The sequence below is a fragment of the Subtercola frigoramans genome, from assembly GCF_016907385.1.
Classification (GTDB): Bacteria; Actinomycetota; Actinomycetes; order Actinomycetales; family Microbacteriaceae; genus Subtercola; species Subtercola frigoramans.
On record NZ_JAFBBU010000001.1, the window covers coordinates 1,517,999 to 1,534,374 of the forward strand.

Annotated in this window: 15 protein-coding genes; 10 read left to right on the forward strand and 5 right to left on the reverse strand. The window is 64.8% G+C overall.

What is annotated here, in order from left to right; all coding sequences use genetic code 11:
* Nucleotides 1-14 precede the first annotated feature (14 nt).
* Nucleotides 15-605, reverse strand: coding sequence for a hypothetical protein (locus JOE66_RS07180; protein WP_205108049.1), 591 nt, complete (start codon nucleotides 603-605; stop codon nucleotides 15-17).
* Nucleotides 606-881: 276 nt separating this feature from the next.
* Here JOE66_RS07180 and JOE66_RS07185 point away from each other — a divergent pair, with 276 nt between their 5' ends.
* Nucleotides 882-1,736: a carbon-nitrogen hydrolase family protein gene (locus JOE66_RS07185; protein ID WP_205108051.1), complete on the forward strand. Its 855-nt coding sequence runs from the start codon at nucleotides 882-884 to the stop codon at nucleotides 1,734-1,736.
* Nucleotides 1,737-1,823: 87 nt separating this feature from the next.
* On the opposite strand, the gene JOE66_RS07190 is transcribed toward JOE66_RS07185, so the two are convergent.
* Nucleotides 1,824-3,026 (reverse strand): pyridoxal phosphate-dependent aminotransferase, encoded by a 1,203-nt coding sequence (locus JOE66_RS07190; protein ID WP_205108053.1) that lies wholly within the window; start codon nucleotides 3,024-3,026, stop codon nucleotides 1,824-1,826.
* 275 nt (nucleotides 3,027-3,301) lie between these two features.
* Here JOE66_RS07190 and JOE66_RS07195 point away from each other — a divergent pair, with 275 nt between their 5' ends.
* Together JOE66_RS07195 and JOE66_RS07200 are read left to right on the forward strand one after the other, a co-directional pair.
* Complete coding sequence (locus tag JOE66_RS07195) at nucleotides 3,302-5,035, forward strand: S1C family serine protease (protein WP_307827102.1); 1,734 nt, start codon at nucleotides 3,302-3,304, stop codon at nucleotides 5,033-5,035.
* A 121-nt stretch (nucleotides 5,036-5,156) separates the two neighbouring features.
* Nucleotides 5,157-6,251, forward strand: a complete 1,095-nt coding sequence (locus JOE66_RS07200; RefSeq protein WP_205108055.1) for a glycosyltransferase — start codon at nucleotides 5,157-5,159, stop codon at nucleotides 6,249-6,251.
* Nucleotides 6,252-6,653: 402 nt separating this feature from the next.
* On the opposite strand, the gene JOE66_RS07205 is transcribed toward JOE66_RS07200, so the two are convergent.
* Entirely contained in the window at nucleotides 6,654-6,956 is a 303-nt protein-coding gene (locus JOE66_RS07205) for a hypothetical protein (protein WP_205108057.1), read from the reverse strand.
* A gap of 66 nt (nucleotides 6,957-7,022) precedes the next feature.
* Nucleotides 7,023-7,925: a hypothetical protein gene (locus tag JOE66_RS07210; RefSeq protein ID WP_205108059.1), complete on the reverse strand. Its 903-nt coding sequence runs from the start codon at nucleotides 7,923-7,925 to the stop codon at nucleotides 7,023-7,025.
* Between the two features lie 174 nt (nucleotides 7,926-8,099).
* Here JOE66_RS07210 and JOE66_RS17625 point away from each other — a divergent pair, with 174 nt between their 5' ends.
* Genes JOE66_RS17625 through JOE66_RS07225 form a run of 3 tightly spaced genes read left to right on the forward strand, consistent with a single transcriptional unit; the run spans nucleotide 8,100 to nucleotide 11,469 of the window.
* Entirely contained in the window at nucleotides 8,100-9,605 is a 1,506-nt protein-coding gene (locus tag JOE66_RS17625) for an ATP-binding cassette domain-containing protein (protein WP_307827103.1), read from the forward strand.
* Nucleotides 9,581-11,152 (forward strand): ABC transporter permease, encoded by a 1,572-nt coding sequence (locus tag JOE66_RS07220; RefSeq protein ID WP_205108061.1) that lies wholly within the window; start codon nucleotides 9,581-9,583, stop codon nucleotides 11,150-11,152. The genes JOE66_RS17625 and JOE66_RS07220 overlap by 25 nt, the downstream gene beginning before the upstream one ends.
* Before the next feature lie 23 nt (nucleotides 11,153-11,175).
* Complete coding sequence (locus JOE66_RS07225; protein ID WP_205108063.1) at nucleotides 11,176-11,469, forward strand: DUF3039 domain-containing protein; 294 nt, start codon at nucleotides 11,176-11,178, stop codon at nucleotides 11,467-11,469.
* A 30-nt stretch (nucleotides 11,470-11,499) separates the two neighbouring features.
* On the opposite strand, the gene JOE66_RS07230 is transcribed toward JOE66_RS07225, so the two are convergent.
* Complete coding sequence (locus JOE66_RS07230) at nucleotides 11,500-12,807, reverse strand: nicotinate phosphoribosyltransferase (RefSeq protein ID WP_205108065.1); 1,308 nt, start codon at nucleotides 12,805-12,807, stop codon at nucleotides 11,500-11,502.
* A 167-nt stretch (nucleotides 12,808-12,974) separates the two neighbouring features.
* On the opposite strand from JOE66_RS07230, the gene murI reads away from it, so the two are divergent.
* From murI to JOE66_RS07250, 4 genes are all read left to right on the forward strand, one after another.
* Nucleotides 12,975-13,889, forward strand: a complete 915-nt coding sequence (gene murI / locus JOE66_RS07235; RefSeq protein ID WP_205108067.1) for a glutamate racemase — start codon at nucleotides 12,975-12,977, stop codon at nucleotides 13,887-13,889.
* Complete coding sequence (gene rph / locus JOE66_RS07240; protein WP_205108069.1) at nucleotides 13,886-14,641, forward strand: ribonuclease PH; 756 nt, start codon at nucleotides 13,886-13,888, stop codon at nucleotides 14,639-14,641. The genes murI and rph overlap by 4 nt, the downstream gene beginning before the upstream one ends.
* A 14-nt stretch (nucleotides 14,642-14,655) precedes the next feature.
* Nucleotides 14,656-15,282 carry an RdgB/HAM1 family non-canonical purine NTP pyrophosphatase gene (gene rdgB / locus JOE66_RS07245; protein WP_205108071.1) on the forward strand — a complete coding sequence of 209 codons (627 nt, stop codon included), beginning with the start codon at nucleotides 14,656-14,658 and terminating at the stop codon, nucleotides 15,280-15,282.
* A gap of 106 nt (nucleotides 15,283-15,388) precedes the next feature.
* On the forward strand, nucleotides 15,389-16,312 hold the full coding sequence (locus JOE66_RS07250; RefSeq protein ID WP_205108073.1) for a cation diffusion facilitator family transporter: 924 nt from the start codon (nucleotides 15,389-15,391) through the stop codon (nucleotides 16,310-16,312).
* Nucleotides 16,313-16,376 lie beyond the last annotated feature (64 nt).

Consider the following 16,376-nt stretch of genomic DNA (forward strand, 5'->3'; position numbering starts at 1 on the left):
GCAGAGTAGAACGCTCAGCTCTGTACGGTATTCCCCGCCGCCCGGCTGGGCACATCGCCGATCGCTGGGGACGAGGCCAGGACCGCAGGCTCTCGTGCGCTGCTTCGTGCGCTGCGTCGTGCGCGTCGCGCAGGGAGCTCGGGTTTGACGAAGACCGAGCGCATGTGGTCTGAGGAGAGGTAGTCGGCTACCCCGATGAGCACCAGGCTGAAGAGGATCTGCTCGGTGATCATCCAGAGCGGGTACAGGCCGGGGATGGCCGCGATCACCAGAGTGACAATGGGAAAGATCTTACTGAACAGTTTCAGTCGGGAATACGCCCAGTAGTAGCCCGCGCGCGCCCGCCACGAGAAATAGAACAGGGTCATGGTGATTCCGAGCACCACAAGGCCGCGGAACCAGACCGCCCACGCCACATTCTGGCCGTTGAGCGTGAGCGTGAGCGCAATGACGAGTGCCGCCGTTCCCAGAACGAACTCGAAGGCCAGTAACCAGGTGATCGCCGTGAATGCTCGCCTGGTCTTCGCGTGGGTGCGCTGTTCCTCGGGAATGCGGAAGCCCGCCAGGCGCCCAGCTGCCAGCCGGTCGATGCGGTCGAAGATCATGCCTCGATTCTAAGAGGTCGCGACAATCCAGGTGGTCGCGACAGTCAAGGTGGTCGCGACAGTCAAGGTGGTCGCGACAATCCAGGAGGCGGCGACAACTGAAGTGGTTGCGACAGTCCAGGGTGTTGCGACAATCGGTGGCATCCGCAAAACGGGTGCGGTGGCCCGACCTCCCATAGGCTGACGTGTTATGAGAGTCTCTGAACCCCATTCCTCCAACACGACCTTCGGAGCTGTCGCAATCGCGGGAGTTGGCATAACCGCAGGAGCGGCGTGGTGAACGTCGCTGCCCCTTCCGGCGTCGAGTCGAACCTCGCTGTCACGGTGGGCGTTGCGGTGGCGCAGTTCGCGCCGGGTGCCGACGGGGCGGCGAATCTCGAAGAAATGGGCATGCTGGTGACAGTTGCGGTCGCCCGTGGAGCGGAGCTCGTCGTGTTCCCCGAGTACTCGTCCCACTTCTCGTCCCCGCTGGGGCCCAATGCCCTCGCCGCCGCGCAGTCGCTCGACGGGCCGTTCGTGAACGGACTCCGTGACCTGGCGCTGCGATCGGGGGTACATGTGGTCGCCGGCATCGTCGAGAGTGGTGATGACAATCACTACTACAACACCCTCGTGGCTGTCGATCCATCGGGCGAGCTTGTCGCGCGCTATCGCAAAGTGCACCTCTACGACGCCTTCGGCCAGCACGAGAGCGAGTGGATGCGCGCGGGCGCCATCGAGCATCCGGAGACCTTTGTCGTCGGTGACTTCACTGTAGGTCTGCAGACGTGTTACGACCTCAGGTTTCCCGAGTCGACGAGATGGCTGGTGGACGCCGGGGTGGACCTGGTGCTGGTGCCGGCCGAGTGGGTGCCCGGCCCGGCGAAGGAGCGGCACTGGACGACACTGCTCGAAGCACGCGCAATCGAGAACACGGTGTACGTCGCTGCCGCAGACCACACGGTTCCTGGCGGAGTGGGACTGAGCATGGTCATGGATCCGACCGGAGTGCCCGTTGCGATGCTCGGAGCGGAGGCGGGGGTCGCCGTGGCCTTCATTTCACGGGCGCGTCTCGAACAGGTGAGGCGGGTGAACCCGGCCCTGGATCTGAGACGGTTCGCCGTTACGCCCAGGCACGTGACGGAGGGCTAGCGGGGCAGGGCCAGCGGGGCCCGGCTAGCGGGCAGGGCTAGCGGGGCGGGGCCAGCGACACTCTGACAGCAAACCGGTGCCTGTGACTCACCGTTCGCGACTGAGGCGACCGAGTTGCGCCGCCGCACGCTCGAGCACCTCGATCTTCTTGCAGAAGGCGAATCGTACGAGCGAGGAGTATTCCGCTGCGAGTTCGTCGTGACAGAAAGCGGAGATCGGAACGGCGACGACGCCCGCGAGTTCGGGCAGGTCGCGGCACAGCTGCACGGCATCGTCATAGCGGAGCGGTCTGGCATCTGCGACGACGAAGTAGGTGCCGTGGGAGTCGAAGACCTCGAAACCAGCCTTGACGAGTCCGCTCGAGAGCACGTCACGCTTTGAGCGGAGATCTGCCGCAATGCCGGCGAAGAATTCATCGGGCAACGCCAGCCCCACGGCGATGGCGGGTTGGAACGGCGCGCCATTGACATAGGTCAGAAACTGCTTCACGGTGAGGATCGCGGTGATCAGCTTCGCGGGGGCCGTGATCCAGCCGATCTTCCACCCCGTGGTGTTGAACGTCTTGCCGCCGGACGAGATCGTGATCGTGCGTTCCCGTGCGCCCGCGAGGGTGGCGATCGGAAGGTGTGGCCCGTTGAAGATGAGGTGTTCGTAGACCTCGTCGGTGACGATGAGGGCGTCGTGCTCGTGGGCCAGCTCGACGATGAGCTCGAGTGTCTCCCGGCTCAGCACTGACCCTGTCGGGTTGTGCGGGTTGTTGATCAGGATGATGCGGGTGCGGTCGGTGACGGAACGCCGGAGATCGTCGTGGTCAGGTTGAAAGTCGGGCAGGCGAAGCGGCACCGTTCGGTGCTCGCCGCGGCTGAGTGAGATGAGGGCGCCGTAGGCGTCGTAGAACGGCTCGAGCGTGACGACCTCGTCGCCATCGTCGACCAGGCTCAGGATGGTCGCCGCAAGTGCCTCCGTGGCACCTGCAGTGACGAGAACCTCCGTTTCGGCATCGAGCTCGAGCCCGTAGAACCTCTTCTGGTGTTCAGCTATCGCGTGTCGGAGTTCCGCGATGCCTCGCCCTGGTGGGTACTGGTTCTGGCCTTGGGAGATGGCCCGGCGCGCCGTATCGAGAACTTCGGCGGGGCCGTCTTCGTCGGGAAAGCCCTGCCCGAGGTTGATGGCCCCCGTTGCCTGGGCGAGGGCGCTCATCTCCGCGAAGATCGTCGCCTGGATTGCTCCGTCCGCTGACAGGAGGCCAGCACCTTCTGCTGTGCGCTGCCAGGGACCGCTGATCGACATGATGACCAACTTACAAGATGCCTCCCATTCGAAAGTTCGGCCGGGGCCGGCTCGCTGCACGAGCGGCGCGCACTTGCCATGAACTCCCTATGAATGCTCGGAGCCGTCGGGGTGGAAGATTACGCTTGCAATCGCGCTCGACTGAACGAATCGCTGGGGTCCCAGCGTCGCTGTCGGCCGGCGCATCGGCAAGACGTCGACCTGCATGTTCAGCTTTCGTTGATTGAACACTCAGGTTCGCCGGGAAAGCTTGCACTGCTTGGAAGGAGCACCCCGTGTCAGACAGCACTGAGAACGACAGCACTGAGAACGACAGCACTGAGAACGACAGCACTGAGAACGACAGCACTGAGAACGACAGCACTGAGAACATCCACAACCCTGGCGAGGTGGCTCCGAATGCCGATCGCACTCCGGCCGGAACCAACGTCACCGACGTTCTCTCCGAGAACACCACGGCCGTGCTTCCAGCCGACTTCGGCGCCGAGCAGCCCACCATTCCGATTCCGCCGATTGCGCCCGTGATTCCGCAGGCTTCCGAAGTCGCGCCCGTGTCGATGGCCCCCGCATCTCAGTACGGTTCGACCGCAGTAGCTGGCGTCGCGGCCTATGGCAGTGCTGCACCTGCCGCTCCTGTTGGCGGCCAGGCTCCGTACTACCCTTCCCAGCCGATGGGCACGGCGTCGACCGCGCCCCTTCCCGACTACGGCAACGGCGCGTTCGGCCAGCCGGTCGGTGGCGGCCCCTACGGCCCAGACGGACGACCCGTCGCCGCGGCTCCGGCACGACGCCGGGGTGGAGCTGCGCTGATCGCTGCGCTCGCCATCGGTGCGCTCATCGGTGGCGCATCCGGTGCGGGCATCAGCGTGTGGGCGCTCAGCCAGAACAACGCGGGTTCAACACAGGCGTCGAGCCCCCAGACGATCAACGTGAACAACCCCGGCAGCGTGAACGACATCACCGCCGTCGCAGTGAAGGCGTCGCCCTCGGTCGTGACACTGTCGGTCACCGACGGTACGACCACCTCGGGCACCGGGTCAGGTGTCGTGCTGTCGTCTGATGGCTACGTGCTCACGAACACCCACGTCGTCACCCTGGATGGTGCAACGGCCAGCCCGACGATCTCCGTCACCGCCGCCGACGGCAAGATCTACGTCGGCAAAGTCGTCGGCACCGACCCCGTAGCCGATCTCGCGGTCGTCAAGCTGCAGGATGCCAGTGGCCTGACCAAGATCGAATGGGGCGACTCCTCCAAGCTCAACGTCGGCGACACCGCGATCGCGATCGGCGCGCCCCTCGGTCTCTCGGGCACCGTGACGAACGGAATCGTGAGTTCGCTGAACCGCAGCATCACTGTGGCCTCGTCAGCTGCCCCGAAGAGTTCTGGTGAACAGGCCACTCCCAACCCCGACAGCACCGGTAGCCCCTACGACTTCTGGAACTTCGACATCCCGGGTCAGGGTGGCTCCCAGTCACAGGCCCCGTCGACGGCGAACAGCACCATCTCCCTTGCCGTCATCCAGACGGATGCCGCGATCAACCCCGGGAACTCCGGCGGGGCACTTCTCAACTCGAGCGGCCAATTGATCGGAATCAACGTGGCGATCGCCAGCGCCAGTTCGACGAGCTCCTCCTCGGGGCAGTCGGGCAGCATCGGCGTCGGCTTCTCGATTCCCGCCAACTTCGCCAAGCGGATCTCCGATGAGATCATTGCCACCGGTTCGGCAACACATGGGCTTCTCGGTGCATCCATCTCGGCGTCGACCGACTCGTCCCAGTCCGTCGTAGGCGCTCTGGTGGCTGACGTCACCAGCGGTGGAGCTGCCGCGGCAGCCGGCATCCAAAAGGGTGATGTCATTACGGCGTTCAACGGCATTGCGGTCACCGATGCGACCGATCTGACCGCCCAGGTCAGAGTGCTTCCGGCGGGCGCGACCGCAACGGTCACCTACCTTCGTGGTGACAAGTCGAACACGGTCGAGGTCACTCTGGGGCAACTGGCCAGCTGACCCGATTCTCCCTTCGATCGGTATTCTGAGGGGCTCGAATGGCCAGCTGATAGGCTCATCGTTGCTAATGGCGCGATGGGCCTATCGGTCTGTTTGCACTCCCATCCACCGAGCGGAATAGATGATCGACTCCACACCCGGCCCGACTTCACCTGGCCCGTCTGTGATCCCTCCGGTCACGGCCGTTCTCGCCGTGCGAAATGATGCACAGACCGTCGAGCGTGCAGTCAGGAGCATCTTCGCGCAGAACTATCCGCTCGAAGTCGCAGTGGTGATCGCCTCGGCGCCGAGCACGGACGGCACACGCGAGATCGTTCGAGCTCTCGCTTCTGGCGACCCGCGGTTGAGCGTGATTGAGACGACATCAGCGTCTCCCGCCGTTGCTCTCAACGAAGCCATCGCGGCCGCAACGAGCGCGGTTCTCATCCGGGTCGATCCGCGCAGTGAGCTGCCTTCCGACTATGTGAGGGTGGCGGTCGAAGCAATGGCAAGAACTGATGCCGCGGCGCTCGTCGGTCGAACCCGACCCGTCGGGGAGACGCCGTTCGAACGGGCGGTCGCCAAGGGCTTCCGGCATCGCCTGGGTCTCGCAGACGACCCTCTGCGTTCTCCCGGCCAGGCGGAGGGCCCCACGGGGCAGCCCAATGATCACGTCCTTCGTCGGCGAATGTTCATCGACGCAGGGCTCTACAGCGAGGAACTCAGGCACGGTCAGAGCTGGGAGATGAACTCGAGGCTTCGTGACGCCGGCAACACGGTGTGGTTCACGCCAGAGTTGGTGTATTCGTACAGGCCTCCGTCCAGGCCCGTCGCACTGACCAGAGCTCTCTTCGCTGATGGACTCTGGCGCGGGGAGTTCTTCCGTGCCTTCCGGGAAGAGAGTGCTCTCAGGTTCAGGCTCCCCGTGGCGGTCGTGATCGCGACGATCGCCGGGTTCATTCTCGGTGCTATCGGACTCTTCGGCATCGTCGCAGGGGCACTCGGAGCCGCCTTCGTCGTATCGGTGATTCTCTTCGCACTGATCGTGGCGCCCGCGGCCTACGTGGTCGTCGTGCTGACCCTGGCCGGAATCGTCGCGGTTCGTGAGGACCTTCGCACCGGGGCATGGTTTGCCCTCGTCATGCCGTTCATCCATTTCAGCTGGGGTCTGGGATTCATTGCGGGGTTCCTGAACATCGAGGGTGCGGCAGACACCCTCATCGTGGACTTTGAGTGAAGACAGTGCTCCAGGTAGCCCCCGTGGCATCGGTTATTTTCACGCACACATGACGAGGACCATCGTGCCGTTCGACCCGGACTCGTGTACGGGATTCACCGCCGCCTGCTGCGACGGTGTTGTCGACAGAACCGGTCCACGCCGATGTGAACGAGACTCCATCGAACGACGGATCGACCTGCCAGAGCACAATCGGTGATCCGAGCGGCGAGATGCGATCGACCAGTCGGATCGTGGCATCGTGCCACAGGGGTTCAGGAAGGTGCCAATCGACAGTTGCGGCAAACGGTCGAAGCTTCGTGACGGGCGACAGGACTACAGGCATGATGCATTAAAGCACCAACTACCGACACCTCAAGCGTGAGCTGACTTGACGCGGCTCCGATCGCGGACGTCGCGCGGTCAGAAGCTCATACGCCACAGGTATTCTTCGCCCGTCGGTCGGAACCACCTCACCAACAAGACGGTTCGTCTCGACAGGTCGTCCCCTCGAATCGTGATCTCCGCGCACGCACCGACGTCGAGCACGCGCGGCTCGCACGCTGGCATCACTCCAGAACCCAGGAGGCAGAAGGTCACCCCCACAAGCCGCTCATGACCGACATTCGCGATCGTGTACTGGGGCGCACGCGAACGGTCGACACGGAGCGGTACGGCGTACGCCAGCTCGGTGAGCGGGTTGCGGTTCTCGACGCCTCTGACCATGGTGAGAAGTCTAAAAAGAGCCTCTGACTGAGAAGGCGCTGTCGATGGCGAAGAGGACAGACTTGTTCAAAGTCCGGTTTCGGACGGCTCTGGGGGAGGAGACGATCGTTCCGTTGCACGGCGTCGAAAGGGCGTCAGGGACCGGGGTGTCGCTGGCGGCCACAGTCGACTCCGGAGAGTCCCCGCTGGATTGGACCGATTGTCGGTGTCGTCCGTGGGGCCCGCGATCCGGACCGTCGGCTCCGTCCCCGGAGGGAACTGCAGGGGTGCCGGGCCGAACGCAGAGCGAGATTGCACAATGACACGGCGCCCCAGCATGAGGTTGCCGCCGCCACCGATGACGGCTCCGATGCCGAAGGGCATCATCCTGCCGATGGCTGTGCCTCCGGTCCAGACCGCAAAATGCTTGAGGAAGGTCTTCTTGACCTGGTCTGCAACCGGCCCAACCGTGGCCTGGGGCAGGTTGCGTGTGATCAGCGTTCCCCAGAACTGCGTCAGTGGGAGGCCCGATCCGCCGGCTTGCCTTGCGAGGTTCTGAACGAGATCCGCACCACCGCTGCCCATCATGAGAGTCATCACCAAGGCCCTCGCCCTGTCAGGATCGCTCACAGCGATGCCGTGGACTTCGGTGATCGACTGAGCGAAGAGGGCACTCGCTTCGAGAAACCCGAGCGTTTCGACCCCGGTGAGCGCAAGTGATGCGCCTGTGCCGACGGCAGGAATCACGGCGGTGGCGCCGACGGCCGCGCCCCCAGAGGTCACCGCTGCAAGATAGTGCCGCTCGAGAATGGCGATGAGCTGCTGGGGGCTGGCAGTCGGATGCCGGCGCCTCAGGCCCTTGATGTGCGCGAGCACAACCGGCCGATGGATGCTCAGCACCCTGTCTATTCCTCTGATGGCCTGGGAACCGGGCTGCGACGGCGAATGCGCCTGGGTTCCGGTGTGGTCGTCGGCCTTGTTGTCGCTCATCAACTTCTCTCCACTGCGGCGTCTCGAGCGGCCAATTGTACGGGGACCTGCCGAGCGACTGCAGGGCACAGCGCAGTTGCGATCCACTGTGATATACATGCACGAGTCGTCACGACACACAACATTAACCAGGCAGCATTCACGGGGCAACACAGGGATTGATAGGTTGGTGTAGTGAGTTCAGCTTCTGACTTTTCCTCTGATGACGGCACAGCTGTCAGTGCGCCCGATGTGGTCACCGGTGGGTCTGTCGAACTCGACGCTGACGGATCAGACACTGTCGAACCCCGCGCGGCGTCAGCGCGGGTATCCGGCGCGAGTACTCCGGCACGGAGGGCGCCTGCCCGGCCCAGGGCAGCGCCCAGGAGCACGCAGAAGCCGGCGCCAGGCCGCAAACCGGCAGCTGCTTCGACCGCAGAGGCTGATGCCACCACTGACACCACCACTGATTCGCCGACTACAGCCAGAAGACCACAGGCGCCCCGCCGGCCCGCCCCACGCACTCCTGCCCCGCGCACTCCCGCCCCCCGTTCTTCCGCCCAGAAGACGCCCGTCCGAAAGCCCGGAGAGCGCACCACTCCGCTAGCCGAGACTCCGGCCCAGGAGCTCCCGGCCCAGGAGCTCCCGGCCCTGGAGCGGCCTGCTCCAGCGCTGCCTGCCCACGAGCTGCCGGCCCAGGAGCTCCCGGCCCAGGGGAGTAGCGATTCCAGCCGGGCCAGTGACGAGGCCGGCGCAGTGGGCGGTGACGCCAGCGATTCGGTCGACACCGTCGATGTCGTCGAAGCGATCGAGACCGCGTTCGTGGCCGCCGAGGTTGCCGAACAGCGTGAGGCTGAGCGCATCGACCAGGTCATCCAGTTCCAGGAACGCGACGAGCTGAGCATTTCCGATCTCCCGAACAGTTCGGCCGAGGCGATCGACGACAGCGTGCTCTCCTTGACGGGCGTGGTGAAGCGTTTCGGGTCGACGATCGCCGTGGACGGAATCGACCTGCACGTTCGACGGGGAGCCTTCTACGGAATCGTCGGGCCGAACGGTGCCGGGAAGACCACAACACTGTCGATGATCACCGGGCTTGTTCGACCGGATGAGGGATCGATTGTCGTCAACGGCCTGGATGTCTGGAAGGACTCCGCAGGCGCGAAGAAGATGATCGGCGTGCTGCCAGACAAGCTGCGTCTCTTCGATCGGCTGACCGGTCGCCAGCTGCTTCACTACTCCGGCTCATTGCGCGGGCTGAAAGCCCGAGACGTGAAGGAGCGCAGCGAAGAACTGGCAGAGGCCTTCGGGATACAGGATGCGCTGGGGCGGCTTGTCTCGGACTACTCGGCGGGTATGACGAAGAAACTCGCTCTCGCCGCATCGATGATTCACTCTCCGAGCATGCTCGTCCTCGATGAGCCCTTCGAGGCCGTCGATCCGGTCTCTGCCGATATCGTCACCGACATTCTCAAGCGGTACGTCCACAAGGGCGGTACCGTCGTGCTCTCCAGTCACAGCATGGACATGATCGAACGCGTCTGTGACGGAGTCGCGATCATCGTTCACGGGCGGGTTCTCTCCAGCGGTACCGTGGAGGAAGTCAGTGCGGGCTCGACGCTCGAAGACCGGTTCATCGAACTTGCCGGCGGTCACAAAGCAGTTGAAGGCATGGAATGGTTGCTCAGCTCATTCGACTGAGGCTTGCCCTCCTCTCGAACATCTTCAGCGGAACGAGACGTCGTGCCCTCGGCGTGACTGTCGGCCTGCTCCTGGCAACGACCGCGGTCGTCTCTGTGTGCCTGCGAATCGCGGATCTGGCCGGCGAGCCGTCGTCTTCTGTCAGAACCGCCGTCGTGCTCTCGGGGTCTGCTGTGGTGGCCGCGTTCCTTCTCGTTCCGATGCTCTTCCAGCGAAGCGATGCCATGGACCCGAGGCGGTTTGCCGGGTTCGGTTTTGCCTCCCGATCGTTGGCCTTCGCTCTGGTCGCCAGTTCGATCGTTGCGCTTCCGGTGGTCGCGGCTGCTCTTTTCACCCTGTCTGCGGTGGTGGCCTGGTCCCAGAATGCCGGAGTTGCTTTCGTTGCGTTGATGTCTGGCGTGCTGGGCCTTGCGACCTGCGTCCTGCTCGGAAGGCTGTCGTCGTCGCTTGCCGCGTACCTCCTGTCGAGCAGGCGCGCTCGCGAGGTCGCCGGAACCGTCGGCGTCTTCGTTCTCGTCATCCTGGCGCCGGCCGCAGTGCTCCTGCTGAGTATCAACTGGGGTGCCGAAGGGGCGACCTGGGCACAGCGGCTCGCCGGAATCCTGGGCGTGACACCAGTGGGTGCGGCTTGGACGATCCCCGCCGCCCTCGCTGAAGGCGACGGAGCCGGTGCCCTCATCTCGTTCGTCATCGCGGCGGCCACAGTCGCCGTTCTCTGGGCGGCGTGGCAGCTGCTCACGACGTCCATGCTCACCTCGACCAGGCGAGAAGACGAGTCTTCGGAGCCGAGCGCCCTCGGGTGGTTCGGGCGACTGCCCTCCACCCCGTCCGCGACCATCGCTGCGCGGAGCCTCACCTACTGGTCGCGCGATCCGCGGTACTGGGTCCCGCTGCTCATCGTGCCGGTCGTTCCGATCGTCATGGCTGTGCCGCTGGTGCTGGTCTCGTTCCCGCTGTCGTCCTATGCGCTCATTCCCCTGCCGGTCATGTGCCTCTTTCTCGCCTTCATGGTGCACAACGACATCTCGCTCGACAATTCGGCGGTCTGGCTGCACGTCGTCTCGGGTCGGCGAGGGGTAGCCGACAGGCTCGGCCGGGTCATCCCCGTGATCCTGATCGGAATTCCCCTCATCGGGGTCGGCTCGGTGGTGACGGTGCTCCTGGCCAACAACAGTTCAGCTCTGCCGTCCGTCCTCGGGGTCAGCACCTGTGTTCTCCTCTCGACCCTGGGGCTCGGCAATCTGATCTCCGCCCGTTTCCCGTATGCGGCCACTCGCCCCGGTGACAGCCCGTTCACGCAGCCCCAGTCGACGGGATCGACCTCGGTGTTCGTGCAGGTCGCGGTTGTCGTCGGAACCCTGGCGCTGACCCTACCGAGCATCGCCTACGCCGTCGCTGCCCAATTCGGTGACAGCGAGGCACACTGGAGTTCGTTGTGGTCGGGAGTCGGCGTCGGATTGCTTGTGTTCATCCTCGGTACCCTCGGGGGTGGGGCTCTCTTCAATCGCCGGGGGCCAGAAATCTTGGCGACAACGCTCCGGGGCTGACAACACGCGGTTAGAATTTCCCCATGGATTCTTCGTTCTTCATGTCACTCTCCGAGCCGGGTGGTCTGCCCGACGGCGGCGGCACGGCAACTCTCGACAGGGAGCTCGAGGAGCTTCTCACTACCGAGCAGATGGAGCCGGGCGACCACGAACGCTTCTCCCACTACGTGCAGAAAGACAAGATCCTCGAGTCGGCCCTCACCGGCAAACCGGTGAAGGCGCTCTGTGGCAAGAAGTGGATCCCCGGGCGCGATCCCGAGAAGTTTCCCGTCTGCCCCACCTGCAAGGAGATCTACGAGAAGATGCAGAACGACTGAGCTGCAGCGCTCGTCGCCGTCCAGTCGATCTCAGGCTACATACTCGGTCGGGATGATCGGCTCGCCGCCCTTGGCAAGCCGCAGTCCCTGCTCCGGCAGTTCGGCGATGACGGCAGCATGATGCTCTCGGGCCCGGCTCACCCCGGCCGGGCCGGTGAACGAGTCGTCGATCTCTCCGTCGGTGACCAGCACCCGGGTCAGCTGACGACCAGTGTCGGCGCTCGGCGAAGCGGTGCCCACGTAGAGCACTTCGGCCGTGGCTGTGCCGTCAGGCCCGAGCGCGCGGAACGCGACCTTGCGGCCGCCGATCGTAGCCTTGTTGGCCGATCGTTTGGCCACGGGCATCCATCGGCCTGAATTGTCGGTGTGGGCGACGAGCTTGTAGACCATGCCGGCAGCCACCGAGCCGGAGCCTGTGACGAGTGACGTGCCCACTCCGTATGAATCCACCGGCGATGCCGCGAGAGCAGCGATGGTGTATTCGTCGAGGTCGTTGGTGACCGTGATCTTCGTAGCGGTGTTGCCGAGGGCGTCGAGCCTGGCCCGCACCGATGCGACAAGCGCTGGCAGGTCTCCGGAGTCGAGTCGTACAGCCCCGAGGCCAGAACCCGCGACGGCGACCGCGAGTTCCGCACCCGCTTCCACATCGTAGGTGTCGATCAACAGCGTTGTACCCGGCCCCATGGTGCTCACCTGCGAGCGGAACGCCTGCTCCTCAGTGTCGTGGAGGAGGGTGAACGCGTGGGCAGCGGTTCCCATCGTGGGAATGCCCCACGTGCGGCCGGCCTCGAGGTTCGAGGTGGCCTGGAATCCTGCAATGTACGCGGCCCGTGCTGCTGCCACTGCCGAGTGTTCACCGGTGCGACGTGAACCCATCTCTGCGAGCGGGCGGCCATGGGCGGCGGAGACCATTCGGGCAGCGGCACTGGCAACGGAGGAGTCGTAGTTGAACACGCTCAGGATCAGGGTTTCGAGGATCACGCCCTCGGCGAACGAGGATTCGACCGTGAGGATCGGCGACCCGGGGAAGTACAGGTCACCCTCCTGATAGCCGGAGATGGTGCCGCTGAAGCGGTACGCAGCCAACCATTCGAGTGTGTGTGCGCCCACGACGTCATTGTCGGCGAGCCACTGGAGTTCCGGTTCGCCGAAGCGGAAGTCCCGGATGAGGTCGAGCAGGCGACCCGTGCCGGCCACGACGCCGTAGCGGCGGTCGTGGGGGAGGCTGCGAGCAAACACCTCGAACATGCTGCGGCGGTGCGCGGTGCCGTCGCGCAGGGCCGCATCGAGCATTGTCAGTTCGTAACGGTCGGTGAGAAGTGCTGTCGAAGTACCCACCATCGAAGCCTACTGGCCCGCGACGGCCGGTCAGGAGTGTTCTGTCAGGAGTGTTCGGTCAGGAGTGTTCGGTGGGTTCGAGCCAGAACCCTCCGAAAGACGCCGAACAGCCGGGTCGGTCTGCGCGGGCCACGGGCTCGGAGGAAGGGAAGGTAGGCTGTGTGGCTGTGAGCGACGCACCCATTGGCATCTTCGATTCCGGGGTCGGCGGGCTCACCGTGGCCCGATCGATCAGGGACCAGCTGCCCAGGGAATCGCTGCTCTATGTGGGTGACACGGCCCATTCGCCGTACGGACCGCGGCCCCTGGCCGAAGTGCGGCATTTCGCACTGGCAGTTCTCGACGATCTGGTCGCCCAGGGCGTGAAGATGCTGGTGATTGCCTGCAATACGGCATCAGCCGCGATGCTCCGCGACGCGCGTGAGCGGTATTCGGTTCCGGTCATCGAGGTGATCCAGCCCGCAGTCCGTGCCGCGGTCACGGCCACGCGCAACAACAGGGTCGGCGTCATCGGTACGGTCGGCACGATCAATTCACGCGCCTACAACGACGCCTTCGCGGCCGCACCGCACCTCGAGCTGGTCACGCAGGCCTGCCCTCGATTCGTCGACTTCGTCGAGGCGGGCGACACGTCGAGCCCCGAGCTGCTCGCGGTCGCTGCCGAGTACCTCGCGCCCCTGAAGCGCGCCGGGGTCGACACGGTCGTGCTCGGATGCACGCACTATCCCTTTCTGAAGGGTGCCATCCGCGTGGTGATGGGCGCCGGCGTCACGCTGGTCTCCAGCGACACCGAGACGGCCAACGACGTCTATCGCGAGCTGGTGGAGCAGGGCATCCAGCGCGTGGCTCCCGGTGAACCCAGCTACCGGTACGAAGCAACAGGGGAGAGCGCCGACGAGTTCCTGCGTCTGGCACACCGCTTTCTCGGCCCAGAGGTGTCATCGGTCGACCTTGTCGAGACAGGCGTGATCTCGCTGCCGCCCCTTTTCGCATCTCGCCCCGGCGCAGCCACCCCCGGCGGAACCACTCCCGGCACAGCCATCCCCGAAGCGACCGCTCGAACCCTGGAGAAGAACTCATGACCGACAGCTCACCCGCGCCCCTCGTGCGCCACGACGGCCGCGCTGTCGAAGACCTGCGCGAGGTCACCATTGAACGGGGCTGGAGTACCCAGGCCGAGGGATCTGCTCTCATCTCGTTCGGCAACACGAAGGTGCTCTGCACTGCTTCGTTCACGAACGGCGTTCCCCGGTGGATGTCGGGCAAGGGCAAGGGCTGGGTCACCGCGGAATACGCCATGCTGCCCCGGTCCACCAACAGCCGCATGGATCGCGAGGCTGTGAAGGGCAAGATCGGTGGCCGTACCCACGAGATCTCCCGGCTCATCGGTCGCTCCCTGCGAGCGGTCGTGGACATGAAGGCGCTGGGCGAGAACACGATCGTGATCGACTGCGACGTTCTCCAGGCCGACGGTGGCACCCGCACGGCCGCCATCACGGGTGCCTATGTCGCCCTCGTCGACGCAATCGAGTGGGCCCGCGAGAAGAAGTTCATCGGTCAGAAATCCAAGCCGTTGATCGACAGCGTTTCTGCGGTGTCGGTTGGCATCATCGACGGCACCCCGATGCTCGATCTGGCGTACGTCGAAGACGTTCGGGCCGAGACCGACATGAACGTCGTCGTCACGGGCCGAGGGCTCTTCGTCGAGGTGCAGGGCACGGCTGAGGGCGCCCCCTTCGACCGGTCAGAGCTGAACTCCCTGCTCGATCTCGCGCTCGTCGGCACCGCAGAACTCGAGCGGCTTCAGCTGCTCGCCCTCGGCTCCGGCGCCTGAGCGGGAACGAGACAGTGAGCGTACGCATCGTTCTGGCCACCCACAACCAGCACAAGGTCGACGAGTTCCAGAAGATCCTCGGGGCTCGGTTGCCTGAGCTCGAAATCGTGCGCTACGACCGCCCGGAGCCGGTCGAAGACGGGGTCACCTTCGCCGCCAACGCCTTGATCAAGGCCAGAGCGGCGGCGGCGCAGACCGGGCTGCCAGCCCTGGCTGATGACTCTGGACTGTGCGTCGACGTGCTCGGCGGGGCACCAGGCATCTTCTCGGCCCGCTGGGCAGGGCACGGCAAGGGAGACGTGGCAAACCGAGACCTTCTCCTGGACCAGCTGGCTGATCTCCACGATGAAGACCGGGGCGCTGCCTTCGCCTGCACGATTGCCCTCGTCGTCCCCTCTGGCGAACATGCTGGGCCGGATGCTGAACCGATCGAACTCGTCGCAACCGGACTCTGGCGGGGCTCCCTGGCCCGCAGCTCCCGTGGCGCGAACGGCTTCGGCTACGACCCCATCTTCGTTCCCGAGGGGCTCAGTGTCACCGCTGCCGAATTGACAGCCGAGGAGAAGAACGCCCGGAGTCACAGGGCGCTGGCATTCGAGAACCTCATCCCGCTACTGAGAATGAGCGTCATTCCCAACTAGAGCGACCCGGTTCGGCGCGCTGGCCAATTCGGCTCCGGCTGCCTAGTCTGGGGCCGTGGCTCTTGTCTCAGAGGCGTCACATCGACGAGCGAGGTCTGGCACGAGAATGAGTGGGCACGAAGCAGGGCACAGCCACGCGAGCGGCTCCACGAACCGTACACGTCTGGGCATCGCGATTGCAATCGTCTCCGTCGTGCTTCTCCTCGAGGTCGGCGGCGCGATCGTCAGCGGCTCGCTGGCCCTGCTCGCCGACGCAGGGCACATGCTCTCCGACCTGTTCGGGCTGATCATCGCCCTCATCGCCTCGATCATCGCACTGCGACCGGCGTCAGAAAGGCACACGTTCGGCTTCCAGCGCGCAGAGGTGCTTGCCGCGTTGCTCAACGGAGTGATTCTCGTCGGCGTTGCGGTGTACGTTGCAGTCGAAGGTGTGACCCGGCTGCTGAACCCCGGCACCGATCACGTGCAGGGTGGCACGATGCTGGTGATCGCGGGTATCGGGCTCGTGGCCAATGTGGCGGCCCTGCTGGTGTTGCGCGGTGGTGACACGAAGTCCTACAACATGCGCGGAGCGTACCTCGAGGTGCTCGGAGACACGCTCGGCTCGCTGGCCGTGATCGGTGCCGCCATCGTGATCCTCACCACAGGATTCGTCGCTGCAGACGCCCTGGCCTCTCTTGCCATCGCGGCGATGATCGTACCGCGCGCCTTCGTGCTGATTCGAGACGTGGTGGGAGTTCTCATCCAGTCGGTTCCCCGGGAGACCGATGTGCAGCAGATCCGTGACCACATCCTGCGGACTCCCGGCGTGCTCGAAGTTCACGACGTGCACGTGTGGGCCATCACCTCGGGGGAGCCGGTCTTCTCGGCGCACGTGGTTGTCGACAGCAGCGTCTTCGTCGACGGCACGACGGGAGCTGTGCTCGATCAGCTCTCCGAATGTCTCTCCGAACACTTCGACGTCAAGCACTCGACCTTCCAGCTCGAACCGGCCGAACACGCAGGGCATGAACCTGGGCAGCATCGCTGAACCACACCCCGCTACCTGGCCGGGCGCTCACTCACTCGCTCACTCACCGGGCAGGATGATCGCC

Excerpts from the sequence above, each read along its gene's own strand:
- JOE66_RS07210 (WP_205108059.1), bottom strand. The coding sequence starts at position 7,925 with ATGAGCGACAACAAGGCCGACGACCACACCGGAACCCAGGCGCATTCG.
- rph (WP_205108069.1), top strand. The coding sequence starts at position 13,886 with ATGACCGACAGCTCACCCGCGCCCCTCGTGCGCCACGACGGCCGCGCT.
- JOE66_RS07180 (WP_205108049.1), bottom strand. The coding sequence starts at position 605 with ATGATCTTCGACCGCATCGACCGGCTGGCAGCTGGGCGCCTGGCGGGC.
- JOE66_RS07205 (WP_205108057.1), bottom strand. The coding sequence starts at position 6,956 with ATGGTCAGAGGCGTCGAGAACCGCAACCCGCTCACCGAGCTGGCGTAC.
- JOE66_RS07200 (WP_205108055.1), top strand. The coding sequence starts at position 5,157 with ATGATCGACTCCACACCCGGCCCGACTTCACCTGGCCCGTCTGTGATC.
- JOE66_RS07225 (WP_205108063.1), top strand. The coding sequence starts at position 11,176 with ATGGATTCTTCGTTCTTCATGTCACTCTCCGAGCCGGGTGGTCTGCCC.
- JOE66_RS07190 (WP_205108053.1), bottom strand. The coding sequence starts at position 3,026 with ATGTCGATCAGCGGTCCCTGGCAGCGCACAGCAGAAGGTGCTGGCCTC.
- JOE66_RS07220 (WP_205108061.1), top strand. The coding sequence starts at position 9,581 with ATGGTTGCTCAGCTCATTCGACTGAGGCTTGCCCTCCTCTCGAACATC.
- JOE66_RS07250 (WP_205108073.1), top strand. The coding sequence starts at position 15,389 with ATGAGTGGGCACGAAGCAGGGCACAGCCACGCGAGCGGCTCCACGAAC.